The sequence below is a fragment of the Bifidobacterium callitrichos DSM 23973 genome (assembly GCF_000741175.1).
GTDB classification, from domain to species: domain Bacteria; phylum Actinomycetota; class Actinomycetes; order Actinomycetales; family Bifidobacteriaceae; genus Bifidobacterium; species Bifidobacterium callitrichos.
The window spans coordinates 35,728-51,728 of sequence record NZ_JGYS01000001.1 but is presented as its reverse complement, the minus strand read 5'-3'; the positions used below and the strand labels follow the sequence as shown (position 1 = coordinate 51,728).

Here is a 16,001-nt window from a genome sequence, read left to right as displayed (position 1 = left end):
AGTTTTCCTTAACTCTCGTTCTACTTGAATTACCAGCGGTAGTGAGCGAAGGCCTTGTTAGCCTCTGCCATCTTATGAGTATCCTCGCGACGCTTGACAGAAGCGCCGAGGCCGTTGGAGGCGTCGAGGATCTCGTTGGCGAGGCGCTCGGCCATCGTCTTCTCGCGACGGGCGCGGGAGAAGTCGGTCAGCCAGCGCAGGGACAGGGTGTTGGCGCGGTTCGGCTTGACCTCGACCGGGACCTGGTAGGTGGCGCCACCGACACGGCGGGAACGCACCTCGAGGGACGGGCGGATGTTGTCCAGAGCGCGCTTGAGGACGGCGACCGGCTCCTGCTCGGTCTTCTCCTTGACGATGTCGAGAGCGGAGTAGACGATGTCCTCGGCGATCGACTTCTTGCCGTCGAGCAGGATCTTGTTGATCAGCTGCGCCACAACGGTCGAGCCGTAGATCGGATCGGGCAGAACGACGTGCTTCTTAGCGGGTCCTTTACGTGACATATCTCTTACTTCGCCTTCTTTGCTCCGTACAGGGAACGACCCTGCTTGCGGTCCTTGACACCCTGGGTATCGAGCGCGCCGCGCACGATGTGGTAACGAACACCCGGCAGATCCTTCACACGGCCGCCGCGCACGAGCACGATGGAGTGCTCCTGCAGGTTGTGGCCCTCGCCCGGGATATAGGCGGTGACTTCGATGCCGGAGGACAGACGGACACGGGCGACCTTACGCAGTGCCGAGTTCGGCTTCTTCGGGGTGGTGGTGTAGACACGGGTGCACACGCCGCGACGCAGCGGGCTGCCCTTGAGCGCCAAAGTCTTCGACTTCTTCGGCTTCGGCGAACGTCCCTTACGGACGAGCTGTTCGATAGTAGGCAACTTGAATTCTCCGATTCAGTGTTATCTCTTGCTTTCGTGAGGCCCGCGACGCTGTGAACCGCACTCCCCCGACGCGCCCATATGCGCATCCGAATCGGAAAGTCAGCCACTGCCCACCGGCCCGATGGCCCGCTCATCTCTCGCCGCCGCATTACTGCGCGCGATGCATGCGATTCGCAGGATATCCCAGCCCGCACGCCTGTCACATAAGGCATGCCGCTGGCACACACGAAATCTAGAATACGTTCAAGCTCGACAACGACACGCCGGAGTACCCTTCGAGTGCATACGGCATGCGGCGCACACGCGGCGAATACCCCACACACGGCACACGTGGCCCGCATGCTCTGGAGCAAGACACCTTGTGGATCGGTCCGCGGAAATGAAAAATCCCCGAGGCTTTCGCCTCGGGGATTTCGTGGGGTGGATAACGTGGCTCGAACACGCGACCTTCTGAACCACAATCAGATGCTCTACCAACTGAGCTATATCCACCATGTGGCGTTCTCCTTGACCGGCTTGCGTCGGTGTTGGACAACGAGTGGATACTATACATGAGTTTCCGAGGCTGTCCAACCTCGGCGTGTCGCGCTTGTCCAAGTACACCGAGCGACACGAAAAATGTTCGCTTTCTCTACAAAGACACTGCATCAATGTTCGTTTTTGTTCTATTTCGCCTATACTCAATAATCACTACTCCTGATTAGCTTCAAGCAACATCTACAGCCCTTCTGACCGCGTGTCGATGTTCATTATCAGGGTATACTGCAAGTGAAGGCCGGAGTTTAAGATCGGCCGAGAATTCGGCAGGTCGCAACGAAGCGCAGAACGTCGTAAGACCGCAGGCGCAACGCCTTCGAAATAACTGAATATGGCGATAACGATTCGCGACAAGGCACGGTGAGGTCATACGGCGCAGGCGCCGGGCCGTGCATCCATCCAACGATGTGTACTGTGTGAGCTAAAAACGCCACGCTCCCCCAACGTGGCGACCAGGATGAGGCGAAACGTTCCATCACCTCCTTCCCCCATATCAGGCGGCCCCCGGAATTTTTCCCTTCGGTTCCGGGGGCCGCTTTTTGTCGTCGCCTGTCGTCGTTTGCCGTTCCTTGCCAACCGATCCGGCTCGCGGGCACCGAGGTCGCCTTCCGACGTGCCCCGGGCATAGACTCGTGACCATGCTTTCCTTCGAAAACGACTATTCGCGCGCCGCGCACCCCGCGATCCTCGACGCGCTCGCCCGCATCAACGACAACCTCTACCCCGGATACGGATCCGATCCGATCTGCGAGTCCGCCAAATGCAAGATCCGCACCGCCTGCGGCAAACCGGATGCCGACGTTTGGTTCCTGGTCGGCGGCACGCAGACCAATCAGGTCGTCATCGACGCGATCACCCCCGCCTACGCGGGCGTCGTCACCGTCTCCTCGGGGCATCCGAACGTGCACGAGGCCGGGGCGATCGAATACTCCGGGCACAAGGTGCTCACCCTCCCCCACCACGACGGCAAGATGGACGCCGACGAATTGGACGAGTACTGCGCCACGTTCTATGCGGACGACAACCACGAGCACATGGTCTTCCCCGGATGCGTGTACGTCTCCATCTCCACCGAATACGGCACGATGTACACCAAGGCGGAGCTCGAGCGTCTGGCCGAAGTCGCGCACCGATACGACATGCCGCTCTTCGTCGACGGCGCACGCCTCGGATACGGACTGACCGCGACCGGATGCGACCTGACGCTGCCGGAGCTGGCGGACATCTGCGACGTGTTCTACATCGGCGGCACCAAGGTGGGGGCCATGTTCGGCGAGGCCGTCGTCTTCACCAAACGCAACACGCCGAAGCATTTCCTGACAATCATCAAACAGCATGGCGCCCTGCTCGCCAAGGGATTCCTCCTCGGCGTGCAGTTCGACACGCTGTTCACGGACGACCTGTACTTCCGCATCGCACGCAACGCCAATGAGCAGGCCGACCGCATCCGCAAGGCGCTGCGTGACAAGGGCTACACGCTCACCTTCGACGCGCCCACCAATCAGATCTTCATCACGCTCGACCAGTCCACCATCGACCGGCTGGAACAGCACGTGCGCCTCGGCTTCATGGAGAAGGCCGACGACACGCACACCGTGATGCGCATCTGCACCAGCTGGGCCACCACCGACGAGGAGACCAACGCGCTTATCGCACTGCTGTAGCCGATGCGCCCGCCGTGGCGATCGCCTCGCGCTCCATGTCGACGAACTTGTGGACGGACGCCTCGACGGAGTAGTGCTCGCGCGTATGGACCGCATAGCGCTCGCCCCATCGCGCGAGCTCATCGGGATGATCGATCCACCAGTCGATGCGCCGGGCGAGCATCGCGGTGTCACGCACCGGGAACAGCGATTCATCAAGCAGCGCGAACTGGCTCGCCGCGGACAGTTCCGACGAGGCGATCACCGGCACAAGGCCGCTCGCCATCGCCTCGATCACGCTCACCGATTCGATGTCGGCGATCGAGCAGTGCACGAACAGGTCGCAGGAGCGCAGCAGCGCCGGCATGTCGGCATTACGGTGGAAACCGATGTCGGCCCTGCGCTTGAGCCGACGGTTCGCACGGAACGTGAGATAACGCTTGAGCGGTCCGGTGCCGGCGATGATCAGCTGGATGTCGCTGGCGTGTCTGCTCATCGAGATCGCCTTGATCAGCGTGATCTGATCCTTCTCATGCGCGAGACGCCCGGAGGCAACGATGCGGAAGGGCACATGTGCCGGCTCGGACGGGTCGACGGGCTCACGCGCGACGAAGCGTGGCGAATACCCGTTCGAGATCACATGCATGACACCCTTGTAGCCATGCTCGCGTAACAGGCTCGCGGTCATCTCGGTGGGCGTGTGAATGTGATCGATGCGCTTGTACAGCCACTGGCGGAACAGCCAGTAGAGGAAGCGCTCCATGCCGGGGACATAGCGCAGCGGACCAGCCGAATACAGGACGTTCTCCGGCTGCAGATGGAATCCGGCCGTCACCGGAATGCCCATCCTCCGGGCGATCTTGGCCGCGCGACGACCGAACTTGAACGGCATGTAGATATGCACGACGTCAACGCCCTGAAAGGCGGTGCGGAAAAGCGTGTCGCTGGGCTGCGCGAACTGCATCTGCTGCTTGGCCGCCACCCAGGACACCAACGGGACCTTGTTCACGTGCGCCGGATACTCCGGCGCCCCGATGCCCACGAGTCGCACGTGATGTCCCTGACGCCGCAGTTCGGCCGCCCATTGCAACGCCGAATTGGAGGTGCCGTTGCCCTGATTGCCTACCGTGTCCACCACCAGCGCGATGGTCAGCGGACGGTCGATGCTTTCCTCGTGCTCTTCCCTGATTTCACGTTCACGCATTGCTCCATGGTACGACTACGTTGATCGTTCGGCATTGTGCATATTGCCGGGGAGTGGTGGGCGAGCCAATGCACGACACGCTCCGGGCCGCTCCGGCCAAGTCTTTACGATCATGCATTGGCTTGCCCACCACTCCCCTCGGTTGTGTCGTTACGCCAGTGCGCGCGTGATGAGCGATGCGGCTTCGTAGAGGTCCGCCTCGGGCTTGAGTAGACTGAAGCGGACGTAGCCGTCGGAATGGGGGCCGAAGCAGGATCCGGGGATCACGGCGACGCCGGCGTGTTCGAGCAGCCATGTGGTGAATTCTGAGGAGGTGCCGAAGCCCTCCGGGACCCGAGCCCACAGGAATAGGCCGCCATGCACCTCGGCCACGTCGATGCCGGCCTCGGTCAGGCCCTGAGTCAGTACCTGAGCCCGATGGCCGTAGACGGCGGCGAGCTGCGCGACCGAATGCAGGTCGCTGTTCAGTGCCATGGCTCCGGCCTGTTGGATGACGCTGGGGGCGAGCACAGTGGTCTGACGGTGAACAGCCTTGGCGGCGGCGAGGATCCGCGTGTTGCCGGCGATCCATCCGCCGCGCCAGCCGGCGACCATGAACATCTTCGACAGGGATCCAAGTTCGACGGCCACGTCGAGCGCACCCGGAATCTCAAGGATGCTGGGGCTGTGGCCTTGCTCCCTGCCGAATTCGATGCCGGCGTAGGCGAAGTCGTTCATGATCGCGAAGTGATGACGGTGCGCGAGCACCACGGCCCGCCGATAGAACGCCAGTGTGGCCACGGCGCCGGTGGGGTTGTTCGGATAGTTGAGGATGAGAAGCTTCGCCCGATCCCATAGCGCCGGGTCGACGGCGTCGAGATCGGGCAGATACCCGTGGTCCGGGTCGACGGGAATCGACGTGAAATCGCCCTTCGCAACGGCGGTGGAGCCCTCGTACTGAGGGTAGTACGGGTCCACCGCCACGACGAGATCGTCCTCGTCGACCAGTGCGTCGATCACCGTGGAGATGCCGACGGACGCGCCGGCGACGGCGAGGATCTGCGTTGTCGTGTCGAGGGCGACGCCGTGACGGCTGTCATACCAATGACGGATCGCGTCGAGATAGACGGGAACGCCGTCGAACTGCGGGTATCGGAAATAGGCGGGGTCGTGCGCGGCGTGGGCGAGCGCATCCTGCATGAACGAGGGCGGGGCTCCGTCCGGATTGCCTTTGGACAGGTCGATGATGCGACGTCCGGCTGCGATCGCCGCGGCCGCGCGGGCGTCGGCCTCGGCGAACGGGTTCGGGGGCAGTCCGGCCGCCCTTCGTGAGATCAGATGCTCGATGAACGACGGCGTGTCACTGCCCATGTTCTTCCCCTCAGACACCCCTTGGCATGTTGACTCTGCTATGACGTTTATGACGTTGGCCCGATCGTGTGTTCCATCGACCGGTGGTTCCACCATACGGCAGGTCATGTTTCATGCTCAAGGGCGCGTCTATACGCGTTGGTTATAACCGGTTACGCGCTGCACTGCGCCATATGTCATATGGCGGGTGGATTCCCGGGCCGGACGGACGGATTTCGACGTGTTCTATGGGCGATGCGAGAATGTGCACATGACCGATAACGCACAGATTCTCAACGATTCCGTTTCCTCCACGCACGAATCCGGTTCGCAGCGCGTGCTGGGCACTCCGCTCGGCGACCGTCCGACGCGCGTGCTGTTCCTCGGCTCGGGCGAGCTTGGCAAGGAGGTCACGATCGAGCTGATGCGGCTTGGCGCGTGGGTGTGCGCCGCCGATTCGTATGAGGGCGCGCCGGCGCAGCAGGTCGCGCATGAGCATCGCGTATTGGATATGGCGAATGCGGACGAGCTGCGCGCATTGTTCGACGAGGTTCGCCCGGACATCGTCGTGCCGGAGGTCGAGGCGATCGCCACGTCCGAGCTTGCGGATGCGGCCGCCCGTGGCATCCAGGTGGTGCCGAGCGCCGAGATCGCGGCGATCTGCATGGATCGCGAACGTCTGCGCGTGATCGCGCATGAGGAGCTGGGTCTTCCCACCACGCCGTATCGTTTCGCCGGCTCGCTGGCCGAACTGCGCGAGGGCGCCGCCGAGGTCGGCTATCCATGCGTGGTCAAGCCGGTGATGAGCTCGTCCGGGCACGGTCAGTCTGTCGTGCGATCGGCCGATGCGATCGGGGCGGCGTGGACGGAGGCGCAGGAGGGCCGTCGCGCGGCCGATGAGGGCGATGTGTCGCGCGTGATCGTCGAGGCGCTGGCGCCGTTGGACTACGAGCTGACCGTGCTGACGGTGTCGTCGTCGGCCGGGATCGTGACGTGCGCGCCGATCGGCCAACGTCAGGAGTCGGGCGATTACCGCGAGTCGTGGCAGCCGGCTTCGGCGACGGACGCCGTGCTCGCCGAGGCCGGACGCATCGCACGTACGGCCGTCGAGGGACTGGTGGCCAAGGCGAGGACGACTGGGGAGACCGGCTGGGGCGTGTTCGGCGTGGAGCTGTTCGTGCTGACCGACGGTCGTGTGCTGTTCAACGAGGTCTCCCCTCGTCCGCATGACACGGGCATGGTGACGATGGCCTCGCAGCGCCTGAGCGAATTCGCGCTGCACGCCCGCGCGATTCTCGGTCTGCCGGTCGCCGAGGGGCACGTGGCGCTGGCCCTGCCGGCCGGGTCCGTGGCGGCGAGCCACGCGATCGTCGTCGAGGGCGATGGCGAGGCGGAGTTCTCCGGCCTCGCCGAGGCACTGGCCGAGCCGGGCACCGATCTGCGTATCTTCGCCAAGCCCGCGGTGCATGGGCATCGCCGTATGGCGGTCGCGCTGGCGATCGGCGCATCCGAGTCGGATGCGCGCTCCCGGGCCGCGCATGTGGCCGACGCGCTGACGATCGACGTGCGCTAGCCCCCTCCTAAGGCCGAATCGTGACCTTGCATGCCATGCCTGTGCTCCATGGCCGATAATGGTTACGGGATGTTTCCCGTCCACAAGGAGGTTTGTCATGATCGATCACATCGGACTGTTCGTCGCCGACGCGAACGAGCGCGCGGAGTTCTACGCCAAGCTGCTGGCCCCGCTGGGCTACGAGAAGAAGCATGAATTCCCGGGTGCGGTGTGCTTCGCCAACGCCGAGGACGGTGACAGCGTGTGGCTGGAGTCGCCGAAGGACGGCAACCCCGTGGTGCCGACCCATGTCGCGTTCCGTGCCAAGAGCGAGGACGCGATCAAGGCGTTCCATGAGGCGGGTCTTGCCGCGGGCGGCGTCGATAACGGCCAGCCCGGACCGCGTCCGAACTACAGCCCGACCTATTACGCCGCGTTCATCCACGACCCGGACGGCAACAACATCGAAGCGATGCTGAGTTGACGCTTGCATACCGTTGCAGCGAATCGTTCTCAATAACAAACGTGTGAGGATTGACGCGTTGTCAATCGCACATGAAAAGCGAACAGGCGCCGGAATCTCAACGATTCCGGCGCCTGTTCGTTTGTGCGTCTGTGTGCGGCAGGCTCACACTTTCGTTATTGAGAACGATTTGCTGCAAGCCCTCAGTGCTGACGTAGTCAGCGGTGGCCTGGCGCGTGTGTCCGCAAGGCGCACCGAGGGAAGGCGTGCGAAGGCACGTCGACCGAGGAGCAACGCCGCGGACACTCCGCCAGGTCAGTGCTGACCGTAGACGTTCTGGTAACGATCGTTGAGCTTATCGATATCCGCCTGCGGGATCTCGATGATCTCACCAAGCTGACGCGCCGCCCACATCGTGTGCGCCACCTCCTCGGTCATCGCCGCCGCCTTCACCGCGGCCTCAGCATCCTTGCCGATCGTGAACGGACCATGGTTCTGCATCAACACAGCCGGAGACTTCGGATACTTCGCCAGCGTCTCCACCACGCCCTTGCCGATCGCCTCCGAACCGATCAGACGGAACGGACCCACCGGCACCGGACCACCGAACTCATCACCCATCATCGTCAGACCACACGGAATGTTCTGACCCGTCGCAGCCCACGCCGTCGCATAGGTGGAATGCGTGTGCACCACACCATACACGCCCGGCATGTTGCGATAGATGTACGCATGCGACGCCGTATCCGAACTCGGCGCCTCGGAGCCGTCGACCACGTTGCCCTCGAGATCGGTGACGACCATCGAGTTCGGCGTCAGGTTCTCATAACGCACGCCCGACGGCTTGATCACCATCAGATCCGCCGTATGCAGACGCTGCGACACATTGCCCGCCGTCCACACGACCAGATTCCACTTGATCAGCTGCTGGTGCAGATTCGAGACCACCTCACGCACCTGCTTGACCTCGGCACGCACCTGCGGACCATAATCAGCCAAAGTAGCCATAATCGGATTTCCTTTCCACTGTTTGAATTGACGAATGTCTTTCCACTTTTGCTTGCCAGACCCGCTTCCCGGGCCAGCTTCCCTGACAAGGGGAGCCAAGTTGGTGACCATTACGCGGCACGGCGCAGGACGGGCTCCTGAGTGATGCCGACCTTGTCGAAGAGGTAGTCGAAGTACTCCTTGGCCTTTTTGACCTCGGCGATCGGGTCGTCGGCCTTGCTGGTCCACATCTCGACCGTGTAGCTGCCGTTGTAGCAAAGCCGGTTGAACAGGCGCAGCACGGCCTCGAAGTCAACGGTGCCGTCGCCGAACGGGACCTCCTTGAACTGTCCGGGGAAGTCGGGGGTGACCGGCTTGGTGTCCTTCAGGTGCACGGCGACGATGTTGTCGATGTTCGATTCGATCTCGTGCGCGACGTCGTTCTCCGGCCATGCGGTGAGGTTGCCGACGTCCGGGTAGGCCTGGAGGAACGGGCTGTGGATCTGGGTCTTGAGGTAGTCGACCTTGCTCAGCGAGTTGAGGAACGGGTCGTCCATAGTCTCGATGGAGAGCATGACCATCTTCTTGGCGGCCATTTCGACGCAGGTGCGCAGGTTCTCGACGAACCATTCGCGACTCGACTCGGTTTTCGGCTCGTAGTACACGTCGTATCCGGCCATCTGGATGTTGCGCACGCCGAGGTCGACGGCCAGGTCGATGGCCTTGGCCATCATGTCGAGGGCCTTGGCGCGCACGGCCGGATCGGCCGATCCGAGCGGGAAGCGGCGGTGCCCGGAGAGCATCAGGGTGTTGATGCGACTGCCGGTCTTCCACATGGCGTTGCGGAAGAGCTCGCGCTCCGATTCGTTCCAGTCGAGTCGGGCGAGGCGTTCGTCGCTTTCGTCGATGGAGAACTCAAGGAAGTTGAAGCCCAGATCGTGGACGAGATCGAAGGTCTCCTCCCATGTCAGGCCCGTGGGCAGGGCCTTTTCGTAGATGCCTACGGCGTTGACGGTCATGATGAGTCCTTTGGGAAAAATGGGGGATAAGGGAATAAATCAGGGGGGAACCAGAAGCGGGAATCAGGGCCTCGGATCAGAGCGACTCGAGGTTCTTGCCCTTGGTCTCGCGGGCGAACAGGTAGATGATCGCGCCGACCACGAGGCAGCATCCGAAGAAGGTGAAGGCCGTGGTGATGACGTTCAGGCTGATGTTCTGGGAGACGGCGCTGCCGCCGACGAGCACGCCCATCAGGGAAGGGCCGACGATCTTGGCGATCGCGCCGAGGCCATAGCCCAGGCCGATGCCGGTGGAGCGCACCTCGTTGGAGAACTGCTCGGATCCGAAGGCGTTGATGATGCCGAACACGCCGTCGGCGAACATCATGATGATGAGCACCTCGACGTAGAACGCCCAGCCGGAGTCATGGAAGAGCGCTGCGGCGAAGCAGGCGGCGGCACCGATCATGCCGTACATGAACATCGTCCAGCGGCGGCCGATGCGGTCGGCGAGCCATGCGGAGCCGAATCGTCCGAGGCAGTCGGCGACGGCCACGCCCATGAACAGGTAGGCGACCATCTGGGTGTCGAATCCGAATGCGTCCTTGAGCAGCGTCTGTCCCCAGGACTGGATGGCGAAGCTGCCGAGGATGAAGCAGAACGAGCCGAGCGAGACGATGACGAGCGGGCGCAGGTGATGCGCGAACAGCTCCCCGTAGGACGCCTTCCTCTCGACCTTGACCTCCGGCAGTTCACCGACCTCGTCCTCGGGGATGTCCATCGCCCAGGCGAGCGACTTGCGGGCCTCGTCGTTGCGCCCCTTGAGCAGGTAGAAACGCGGGGATTCGGGAACGAAGTGGATCCAGACGAGCAGGAGCACGGACACAAGGCTCAGCGAGACGAGCACACGCCAGTTGTCGCCGACGATGCGCTGGCAGATCGATCCGAGCAGCAGACCCATCGGAATGAACACCGAGGCGAGGCCGGCGAGCAGACCTCGTTGCTTGGATGGCACGAACTCCTGGACGTACGGGATGGAGGTGATGTTGAGGCCGCCCACACCCATGCCGACGCCGACACGGCAGATCGCATACAGGTACCACGCGCCGTTCGGAATGAACAGTGTGAGCACCGTGAACACGAGGAAGAAGATCACGCACCAGCGGAAGGAGCCGCGCCGGCCGATGCGGTCGGACATGCGTCCCCACAGGATCGAGCCGGCCACGGTCCCGAGCCCCGTGCAGGAGGTGATGATGCCGGCCTGTACGCCGGTCAGGTTCCAGGCTCCGGTCAGCAGGGCGATCACGAAGCCGACCATGAAGATGTCGAAGAACTCGGCGATGTTGCCGACGACGGCGAGCGCGACGAGGCTTTTCTGATGCCCGGTGAGGGGGCGGGAGTCGATCTGCTCGTATGCGGTGACGATCGGCGCGGCGGCGGCCGACGATGCGGCGGAGGTTGGTGAGGTCATGACGTTCAACGCTCCCCGGCCGTCAGCGGTCGATGTCGGTGCCGAGCGGGATGTCGAGCTCGCCGGGGCGTACGCGGGTCAGGTCGCCCTTGTGCGTCAGGGCCACCTTGGAGGCGTACTGGCCCCACTTGACGCCTTCGCGGATGTCGCCGGACAGATAGCCGTGGATGGTGGCGGAGACGAAGGAGTCGCCGGCGCCGGGACGGTCGATGACGTTCACCGGGGTGGTGCGGTAGGGGTAGAAGCCCTCGCGGCCGCGCAGGTAGGGGCCTTCGGTGTGGTTGGTGGAGACGACGTACTTGCAGCCGAAGCGGTTCTGCAGTTCGGCGGTGACCTCCTCGGGGGTGCCGGTGATGCCGAATACCTTCTCGGCGTCGGCAATGGAGCAGAACAGGACGCTCGCCTGCCTGGCGATGGGCTCGAGGACCTCGCGGGCCTTCTCACCGCTCCACAGCTTGCGGCGGAAGTTCACGTCGAGGATGACCTCGACGCCGCGCTTGACGGCCTCGTCGGCGGCGTAGCGCACGACTTCGGCGGTGGTGTCGGTTAGGGCGGCGGTGATGCCGGTCAGGAAGATGACCTTGGTGTTGAGGATCTCGTCCCAGTCGTAGTCGTCGATGCCGGTGGCGCGGAAGGTGGTCCATTCGCGGTCGTAGATGACGTTGGCGGGCATCGGGTATTCGCCGGGCTCCATGAAGTACAGGGCGGTGCGGCCGCCGGGACGGCGGACCATGGTGTCCATGTGGACGCCGACGGAACGGTATTCGGCGAGGATGTAGTCGCCGAGGTCGCCTTCGGGCAGGGAGCTGGTCCACAGGGTTTCGCGTCCGAGTTGGGAGAGCAGGCCGGCGACGTTGGCCTCGGAGCATGCGGGGTTCATGTGGACGGAGCGGGTGAACATCAGTCGTTCGCCGCGTCCGACGGTGAGGCGGATCTGGCCTTCGCCGATGGTGGAGAGATCGTACTTGGGTGACTTGGCGGCGTTAGCGGTCATGTCGCACTTCCTTGTGTCTATAATCGGGTTGGAAATTCTTGGGATTGTTCGAAAATGTCGGGAGTTTCGTGAGGGACATCCCCGGGCTAGGGGGATGTCCCTTTTCCATTGGAGGGCGGCCCCGGTATCCCGCGGCGGCCTTACTCGGGCCACACCTCGTTGATGGTGTTCTTCAGTTCGGTGGCGGCGGCGAGCGGATCCTCGGCCTTGACGATGCCGCGGCCGGAGATGATCACGCCGACCGGAGCGCCTTGGAAGAACGGGATGTCCTTGACGTTCACGCCACCGGTGACGGTGACGGTGAAGCCCATGGCGTGCAGCTCCTTGATGCGCTCGATGTCGTTCGGCCCCCACTTGAGGGTGCCGGCGACCTCGGCGTCGCGCGAGCGGTGGACGATGACGTGCTTGGCGCCGAGTTCCTTCCACTTGCGCGCCTTGTCGGCGTCGTAGTCCTCGCCGAGCTCAATCTGCACCTCGCCGCCGAACTCGTCGGCGACCTTGACGACCTGCTCGACGGTGGTCAGGGAGGCCCCGGCCACGACCGACACCCAGTTGGCGCCGGCCTCGAAGCAGTTGCGGGCGATCAGGGCGCCGGCCTCGGCGATGCGCACGTCGGCCAGGATCGTCTTGTCCGGGTAGAGGGCGCGGATCTCACGCACGGCCTTGAGCCTTCGGCGATGATGAGGATCGTGCCGCATTCGATGACGTCGATCTGGCTGATGGCCTTGTTGAGGGGCCTCAGGGCGCTCGGCATGTCAGTGGTGTCGAGTGCGATCTGCAGACGCGGACGCTGGAGTTTCGTTTCGGTTGCCTCAGTCATCGTGGATCAGCCCTCCTTCTTGAAGGTGAAGAACTCCTGGGCGTTCTTCATGAGCAGCTTCTCGATGTACTCGCGGTCGAAGCCCTCGTCGACCATGCGCGGGCCGTCGACGGCCGGGTTGTAGTCGACGCCGGAGGTGGCGCCGTACGCCTTCTGGTAGCCGCGCTTGCCGGAGTCGGTGCCGAGCAGGATGCGGTCGGCGAAGCCGTCCTCGTAGAAGGCCTTGAGCTCCATCATGCGGTTGGAATCGGGCTGGTACTTGATGCGGTTGGTGCCGTCGATCTCGAGGTAGACGCCGAGCTTCAAAATCTGCTCGAGGTAGTACACGTCGGCGTTGCGCTGGATGTGGCCGATGGCGATCTGGTTGGCCGGCACGCCCAGCTCGAGGAAGCCCTCGGCCTGCTCGAGGCCGCAGGTGCCGTAGGTGGTGTGGGTGTTGATCGGGCAGCCGGTCTCGATGGCGGCGATGGCGGCGGCCTCCATGCACTTGCGCTCGAACTTGGTGATCTTGCCGTACGCGGTGCCGACCTTGATGACGCCGGCCTTGTACGGGGTGCGCTCGACGATCGGGCCGGAGTAGTCGTTCTTGTCGATGCCCTCACGGATGTCGGCGATGACCAGTTCGGCGACCTTGTCGACGTCGTAGCGGTTGATCCAGTGGGACTGGGTCTCGAGGTAGACGTGTTCGCGGTGGAAGCCGGTGGCGGCGATGACCTGCAGGCCGTCGACGGCCTTGGTGACCTCGGCCAGCTTGTTCAGGTCGCGGCCGCAGTTGATCGGGCACATGTCGACGACGGTGCCGCCGTTCGGGCTCCACTTCTTGGAGGCCTCGGCGAAGTAGCCGCCCTCCTCGATGGCCTTCTCGACGGAGTCGAGCTGGTGGTCGCCGTCAATGTAGACCTCGCCGGCGCCGACGCGGATCAGGTGGTCGTGGCAGTCCACCACGCCGAGGGTGCTGGGATCGACGTCTCCGAAGATCGTACGTGCGAATGCCATGGTTGTACTCCTTTGTTGCTTTGTGTTGTGGTCTGCTGCGGTGTCTTCCGCTGTGAGGCACCGGTTCTTCTCGCCTTGGGTTTCCCCTTGGTTCGGCTGACGGTTATCAATCTATGTGCGACACGCCAGAATAACCATGACACCAATGAACAGATGTTCATAGACACAATCGTTCATCCATACAAGCAACCAACAAATACTGGAATCGCAAGGAAAAACAACTCAAATACCATCTTGCCCAATCCATGCTATTGGAGCTAACATGAACATATGTTCAACGATGACGTCATGATGGCGACTTCCACCTCCCGCAAGCACATCGATCTGATGCTCAAGGTGGCCCGCGCCTACTATCTGGACGACAAGACCCAGTCCGAAATCGCCAAGGAGATCGGCTACTCCCGGCCGACCGTCTCCCGACTGCTCAAGGAGTCGCGTGAAAGCGGCATCGTGCACATCACGATCGGGCACACGCTCGAACGCATGCGCTCCCTAGAGGATGGGCTCAAACGCAGGTACGGCCTGAGGCACGCGCGCGTGGCCGAGGTGCGGCCCGGCGAGGACCCGAGAACGATCGTGCCCCGCTACGCGGCCGCGCTGTTTGCCGAGACGTGTGCGCCCGACTCGCTGATCACCGTGTCGAACGGCAATGCGGTGGCCGCCACCGTGCGTGAGGTACCGGTGTGCGACTGGCCCAAATCGAACGTCGCACAGATGCTCGGCACCCTGAGCCCCGACAATCCGATGACCGACTCCCCCGATATCTGCCGCATGCTCGCACAGCGCATCGGCGGCACGTTCACGATACTGCCCGCGCCGATGATCCTGTCGAGTCCTGAGCTCGCACGCGCGATGCGTCAGGAACCGCAGATCGCGACCGCGCTGGCTTTGGGCGGCGGCGCGGACGTGGCGATCGTCGGCGTCGGCGCGGTCACCACGGAACGCTCCGGGCATATCTTCGACGCATACATCGACCAGCGCAAGGCGGCAGACCTGCACGCCCACGGCGTGGTCGGCCACATCTGCGGCCACCACATCGACGCGCAGGGGCGGCACGTCACGACCGACCTGTGCGAGCGGACGATCTCGATCGACATCGAACGCCTCCACCGCATCCCGCTGGTCATCGGCGTGGCATGGGGGTCGGTCAAGACGCCGGCCATCCGCGCGTGCCTGATCGGAGGGCTCATCTCCGCGCTCGTCACCGACCAGTCGACGGCCGAGGCGCTGCTCGCGTAAGCCCGCGACGCACCCCCGCAGTGTCACCGCCGATTGCTACCCTTTTTACCGTTAGTTCACCCAGAAATGCCGCTTCACAAGCACGATTTGGAAGGCGATAATGGAAAAACTGGACATGCTCTACCAGGGCAAAGCCAAGAAGATGTACGCGACCGATGACCCGGATGTGCTCTGGGTCGAATACATGAACCAGGCGACTGCGTTCAACGGCGAGAAGAAGGAACAGATCGCCGGCAAGGGCAACCTGAACAACCACATCACCTCCGTCATCTTCGACCTGCTCAAGGCCCGCGGAGTGGACAGCCACTTCATCAAGCGCATTTCCGACACCGAGCAGCTGGTGAAGAAGATGGACATGTTCCCGCTCGAGATCATCATGCGCAACACCGCCGCCGGTTCCTTCGCCAAGCGCTACGGCGTCGAAGAGGGCACCCCGCTCAAGAAGCCGATCCTCGAGTTCTGCCTGAAGTCCGATCCGCTGAACGACCCGTTCATCAACGACGACGGCATCGTGGCGCTGGGACTGGCCACCGAGGAGGAGCTCGCCGAGATCTCCCGCATCGCCCGCGCCGTGAACGATGGCCTCAAGGACATCTTCTCCAAGATCGACGTCCAGCTCGTGGACTTCAAGATCGAGGAGGGCAAGACCTCCGACGGCACCATCCTGCTCGCCGACGAGATCACCCCGGACACCTGCCGCCTGTGGGATCTCAAGGACAAGAGCGGCAAGATCGAGCACCTCGACAAGGATCTGTTCCGCCGCGATCTGGGCAACATCATCCCCGCGTACGAGGAGATCTACGGTCGCCTGCTCAAGCTGGCCGAGGCCGAGGGCATCGAACGCGCCGAGTGACCCGTACACTGGCTCCCGTTGATGGAATCGTCACG

At 63.2% G+C, this 16,001-nt stretch carries 16 protein-coding genes and 1 tRNA gene; 5 read left to right on the top strand and 12 right to left on the bottom strand.

Going from position 1 to position 16,001, the window contains the following annotated elements; translation table 11 throughout:
• Positions 1–29 precede the first annotated feature (29 nt).
• The 3 genes from rpsG to BCAL_RS00240 all read right to left on the bottom strand — a co-directional run bounded on the left by rpsG (position 30) and on the right by BCAL_RS00240 (position 1,372).
• Positions 30–500: a 30S ribosomal protein S7 gene (rpsG, locus tag BCAL_RS00250; RefSeq protein ID WP_043167139.1), complete on the bottom strand. Its 471-nt coding sequence runs from the start codon at positions 498–500 to the stop codon at positions 30–32.
• Between the two features lie 5 nt (positions 501–505).
• On the bottom strand, positions 506–877 hold the full coding sequence (gene rpsL / locus BCAL_RS00245; protein WP_003825774.1) for a 30S ribosomal protein S12: 372 nt from the start codon (positions 875–877) through the stop codon (positions 506–508).
• 419 nt (positions 878–1,296) lie between these two features.
• Positions 1,297–1,372: transfer RNA gene (locus tag BCAL_RS00240), tRNA-His, on the bottom strand.
• 683 nt (positions 1,373–2,055) lie between these two features.
• Here BCAL_RS00240 and BCAL_RS00235 point away from each other — a divergent pair.
• Entirely contained in the window at positions 2,056–3,081 is a 1,026-nt protein-coding gene (locus BCAL_RS00235; RefSeq protein WP_043167136.1) for a threonine aldolase family protein, read from the top strand.
• On the opposite strand, the gene BCAL_RS00230 is transcribed toward BCAL_RS00235, so the two are convergent.
• Positions 3,065–4,264: a glycosyltransferase gene (locus tag BCAL_RS00230; RefSeq protein WP_043167133.1), complete on the bottom strand. Its 1,200-nt coding sequence runs from the start codon at positions 4,262–4,264 to the stop codon at positions 3,065–3,067. The two genes, BCAL_RS00235 and BCAL_RS00230, sit on opposite strands and share 17 nt — an antisense overlap.
• Positions 4,265–4,414: 150 nt before the next feature.
• A complete protein-coding gene (locus tag BCAL_RS00225; RefSeq protein WP_043167131.1) occupies positions 4,415–5,614 on the bottom strand; it encodes a pyridoxal phosphate-dependent aminotransferase in 1,200 nt (399 codons plus the stop codon).
• Between the two features lie 250 nt (positions 5,615–5,864).
• Between BCAL_RS00225 and purT the strand changes: the two genes are divergently transcribed.
• Together purT and BCAL_RS00215 are read left to right on the top strand one after the other, a co-directional pair.
• Positions 5,865–7,166: a formate-dependent phosphoribosylglycinamide formyltransferase gene (gene purT / locus BCAL_RS00220; protein WP_052119271.1), complete on the top strand. Its 1,302-nt coding sequence runs from the start codon at positions 5,865–5,867 to the stop codon at positions 7,164–7,166.
• A gap of 97 nt (positions 7,167–7,263) precedes the next feature.
• Positions 7,264–7,629 carry a VOC family protein gene (locus tag BCAL_RS00215; protein WP_043167129.1) on the top strand — a complete coding sequence of 122 codons (366 nt, stop codon included), beginning with the start codon at positions 7,264–7,266 and terminating at the stop codon, positions 7,627–7,629.
• A gap of 294 nt (positions 7,630–7,923) precedes the next feature.
• On the opposite strand, the gene BCAL_RS00210 is transcribed toward BCAL_RS00215, so the two are convergent.
• From BCAL_RS00210 to BCAL_RS00185, 7 genes are all read right to left on the bottom strand, one after another.
• Positions 7,924–8,616: an L-ribulose-5-phosphate 4-epimerase gene (locus BCAL_RS00210; protein ID WP_043259947.1), complete on the bottom strand. Its 693-nt coding sequence runs from the start codon at positions 8,614–8,616 to the stop codon at positions 7,924–7,926.
• 110 nt (positions 8,617–8,726) lie between these two features.
• Positions 8,727–9,614: an L-ribulose-5-phosphate 3-epimerase gene (locus BCAL_RS00205; RefSeq protein WP_043167110.1), complete on the bottom strand. Its 888-nt coding sequence runs from the start codon at positions 9,612–9,614 to the stop codon at positions 8,727–8,729.
• A 76-nt stretch (positions 9,615–9,690) separates the two neighbouring features.
• Entirely contained in the window at positions 9,691–11,064 is a 1,374-nt protein-coding gene (locus BCAL_RS00200) for an MFS transporter (RefSeq protein WP_052119269.1), read from the bottom strand.
• 22 nt (positions 11,065–11,086) lie between these two features.
• Positions 11,087–12,058 carry a sugar kinase gene (locus tag BCAL_RS00195; RefSeq protein ID WP_043167109.1) on the bottom strand — a complete coding sequence of 324 codons (972 nt, stop codon included), beginning with the start codon at positions 12,056–12,058 and terminating at the stop codon, positions 11,087–11,089.
• A gap of 140 nt (positions 12,059–12,198) precedes the next feature.
• Positions 12,199–12,717, bottom strand: coding sequence for an orotidine 5'-phosphate decarboxylase / HUMPS family protein (locus tag BCAL_RS00190; protein WP_202961913.1), 519 nt, complete (start codon positions 12,715–12,717; stop codon positions 12,199–12,201).
• Positions 12,642–12,878, bottom strand: a complete 237-nt coding sequence (locus BCAL_RS13535; RefSeq protein WP_202961909.1) for a beta/alpha barrel domain-containing protein — start codon at positions 12,876–12,878, stop codon at positions 12,642–12,644. The genes BCAL_RS00190 and BCAL_RS13535 overlap by 76 nt, the downstream gene beginning before the upstream one ends.
• A 6-nt stretch (positions 12,879–12,884) precedes the next feature.
• A complete protein-coding gene (locus BCAL_RS00185; RefSeq protein WP_043167105.1) occupies positions 12,885–13,874 on the bottom strand; it encodes a phosphotriesterase family protein in 990 nt (329 codons plus the stop codon).
• 270 nt (positions 13,875–14,144) lie between these two features.
• Between BCAL_RS00185 and BCAL_RS00180 the strand changes: the two genes are divergently transcribed.
• On the top strand, positions 14,145–15,113 hold the full coding sequence (locus BCAL_RS00180) for a sugar-binding transcriptional regulator (protein WP_043167103.1): 969 nt from the start codon (positions 14,145–14,147) through the stop codon (positions 15,111–15,113).
• Positions 15,114–15,213: 100 nt separating this feature from the next.
• Positions 15,214–15,966, top strand: a complete 753-nt coding sequence (gene purC / locus BCAL_RS00175) for a phosphoribosylaminoimidazolesuccinocarboxamide synthase (RefSeq protein WP_043167102.1) — start codon at positions 15,214–15,216, stop codon at positions 15,964–15,966.
• Positions 15,967–16,001 lie beyond the last annotated feature (35 nt).

Bases quoted from the DNA above. Each gene is read 5' to 3' on its own strand.
- rpsG (WP_043167139.1), bottom strand. From the start codon at position 500: ATGTCACGTAAAGGACCCGCTAAGAAGCACGTCGTTCTGCCCGATCCG.
- BCAL_RS00235 (WP_043167136.1), top strand. From the start codon at position 2,056: ATGCTTTCCTTCGAAAACGACTATTCGCGCGCCGCGCACCCCGCGATC.
- BCAL_RS00230 (WP_043167133.1), bottom strand. From the start codon at position 4,264: ATGCGTGAACGTGAAATCAGGGAAGAGCACGAGGAAAGCATCGACCGT.
- BCAL_RS00225 (WP_043167131.1), bottom strand. From the start codon at position 5,614: ATGGGCAGTGACACGCCGTCGTTCATCGAGCATCTGATCTCACGAAGG.
- purT (WP_052119271.1), top strand. From the start codon at position 5,865: ATGACCGATAACGCACAGATTCTCAACGATTCCGTTTCCTCCACGCAC.
- BCAL_RS00215 (WP_043167129.1), top strand. From the start codon at position 7,264: ATGATCGATCACATCGGACTGTTCGTCGCCGACGCGAACGAGCGCGCG.
- BCAL_RS00210 (WP_043259947.1), bottom strand. From the start codon at position 8,616: ATGGCTACTTTGGCTGATTATGGTCCGCAGGTGCGTGCCGAGGTCAAG.
- BCAL_RS00205 (WP_043167110.1), bottom strand. From the start codon at position 9,614: ATGACCGTCAACGCCGTAGGCATCTACGAAAAGGCCCTGCCCACGGGC.
- BCAL_RS00200 (WP_052119269.1), bottom strand. From the start codon at position 11,064: ATGACCTCACCAACCTCCGCCGCATCGTCGGCCGCCGCCGCGCCGATC.
- BCAL_RS00195 (WP_043167109.1), bottom strand. From the start codon at position 12,058: ATGACCGCTAACGCCGCCAAGTCACCCAAGTACGATCTCTCCACCATC.
- BCAL_RS13535 (WP_202961909.1), bottom strand. From the start codon at position 12,878: ATGACTGAGGCAACCGAAACGAAACTCCAGCGTCCGCGTCTGCAGATC.
- BCAL_RS00185 (WP_043167105.1), bottom strand. From the start codon at position 13,874: ATGGCATTCGCACGTACGATCTTCGGAGACGTCGATCCCAGCACCCTC.
- BCAL_RS00180 (WP_043167103.1), top strand. From the start codon at position 14,145: ATGTTCAACGATGACGTCATGATGGCGACTTCCACCTCCCGCAAGCAC.
- purC (WP_043167102.1), top strand. From the start codon at position 15,214: ATGGAAAAACTGGACATGCTCTACCAGGGCAAAGCCAAGAAGATGTAC.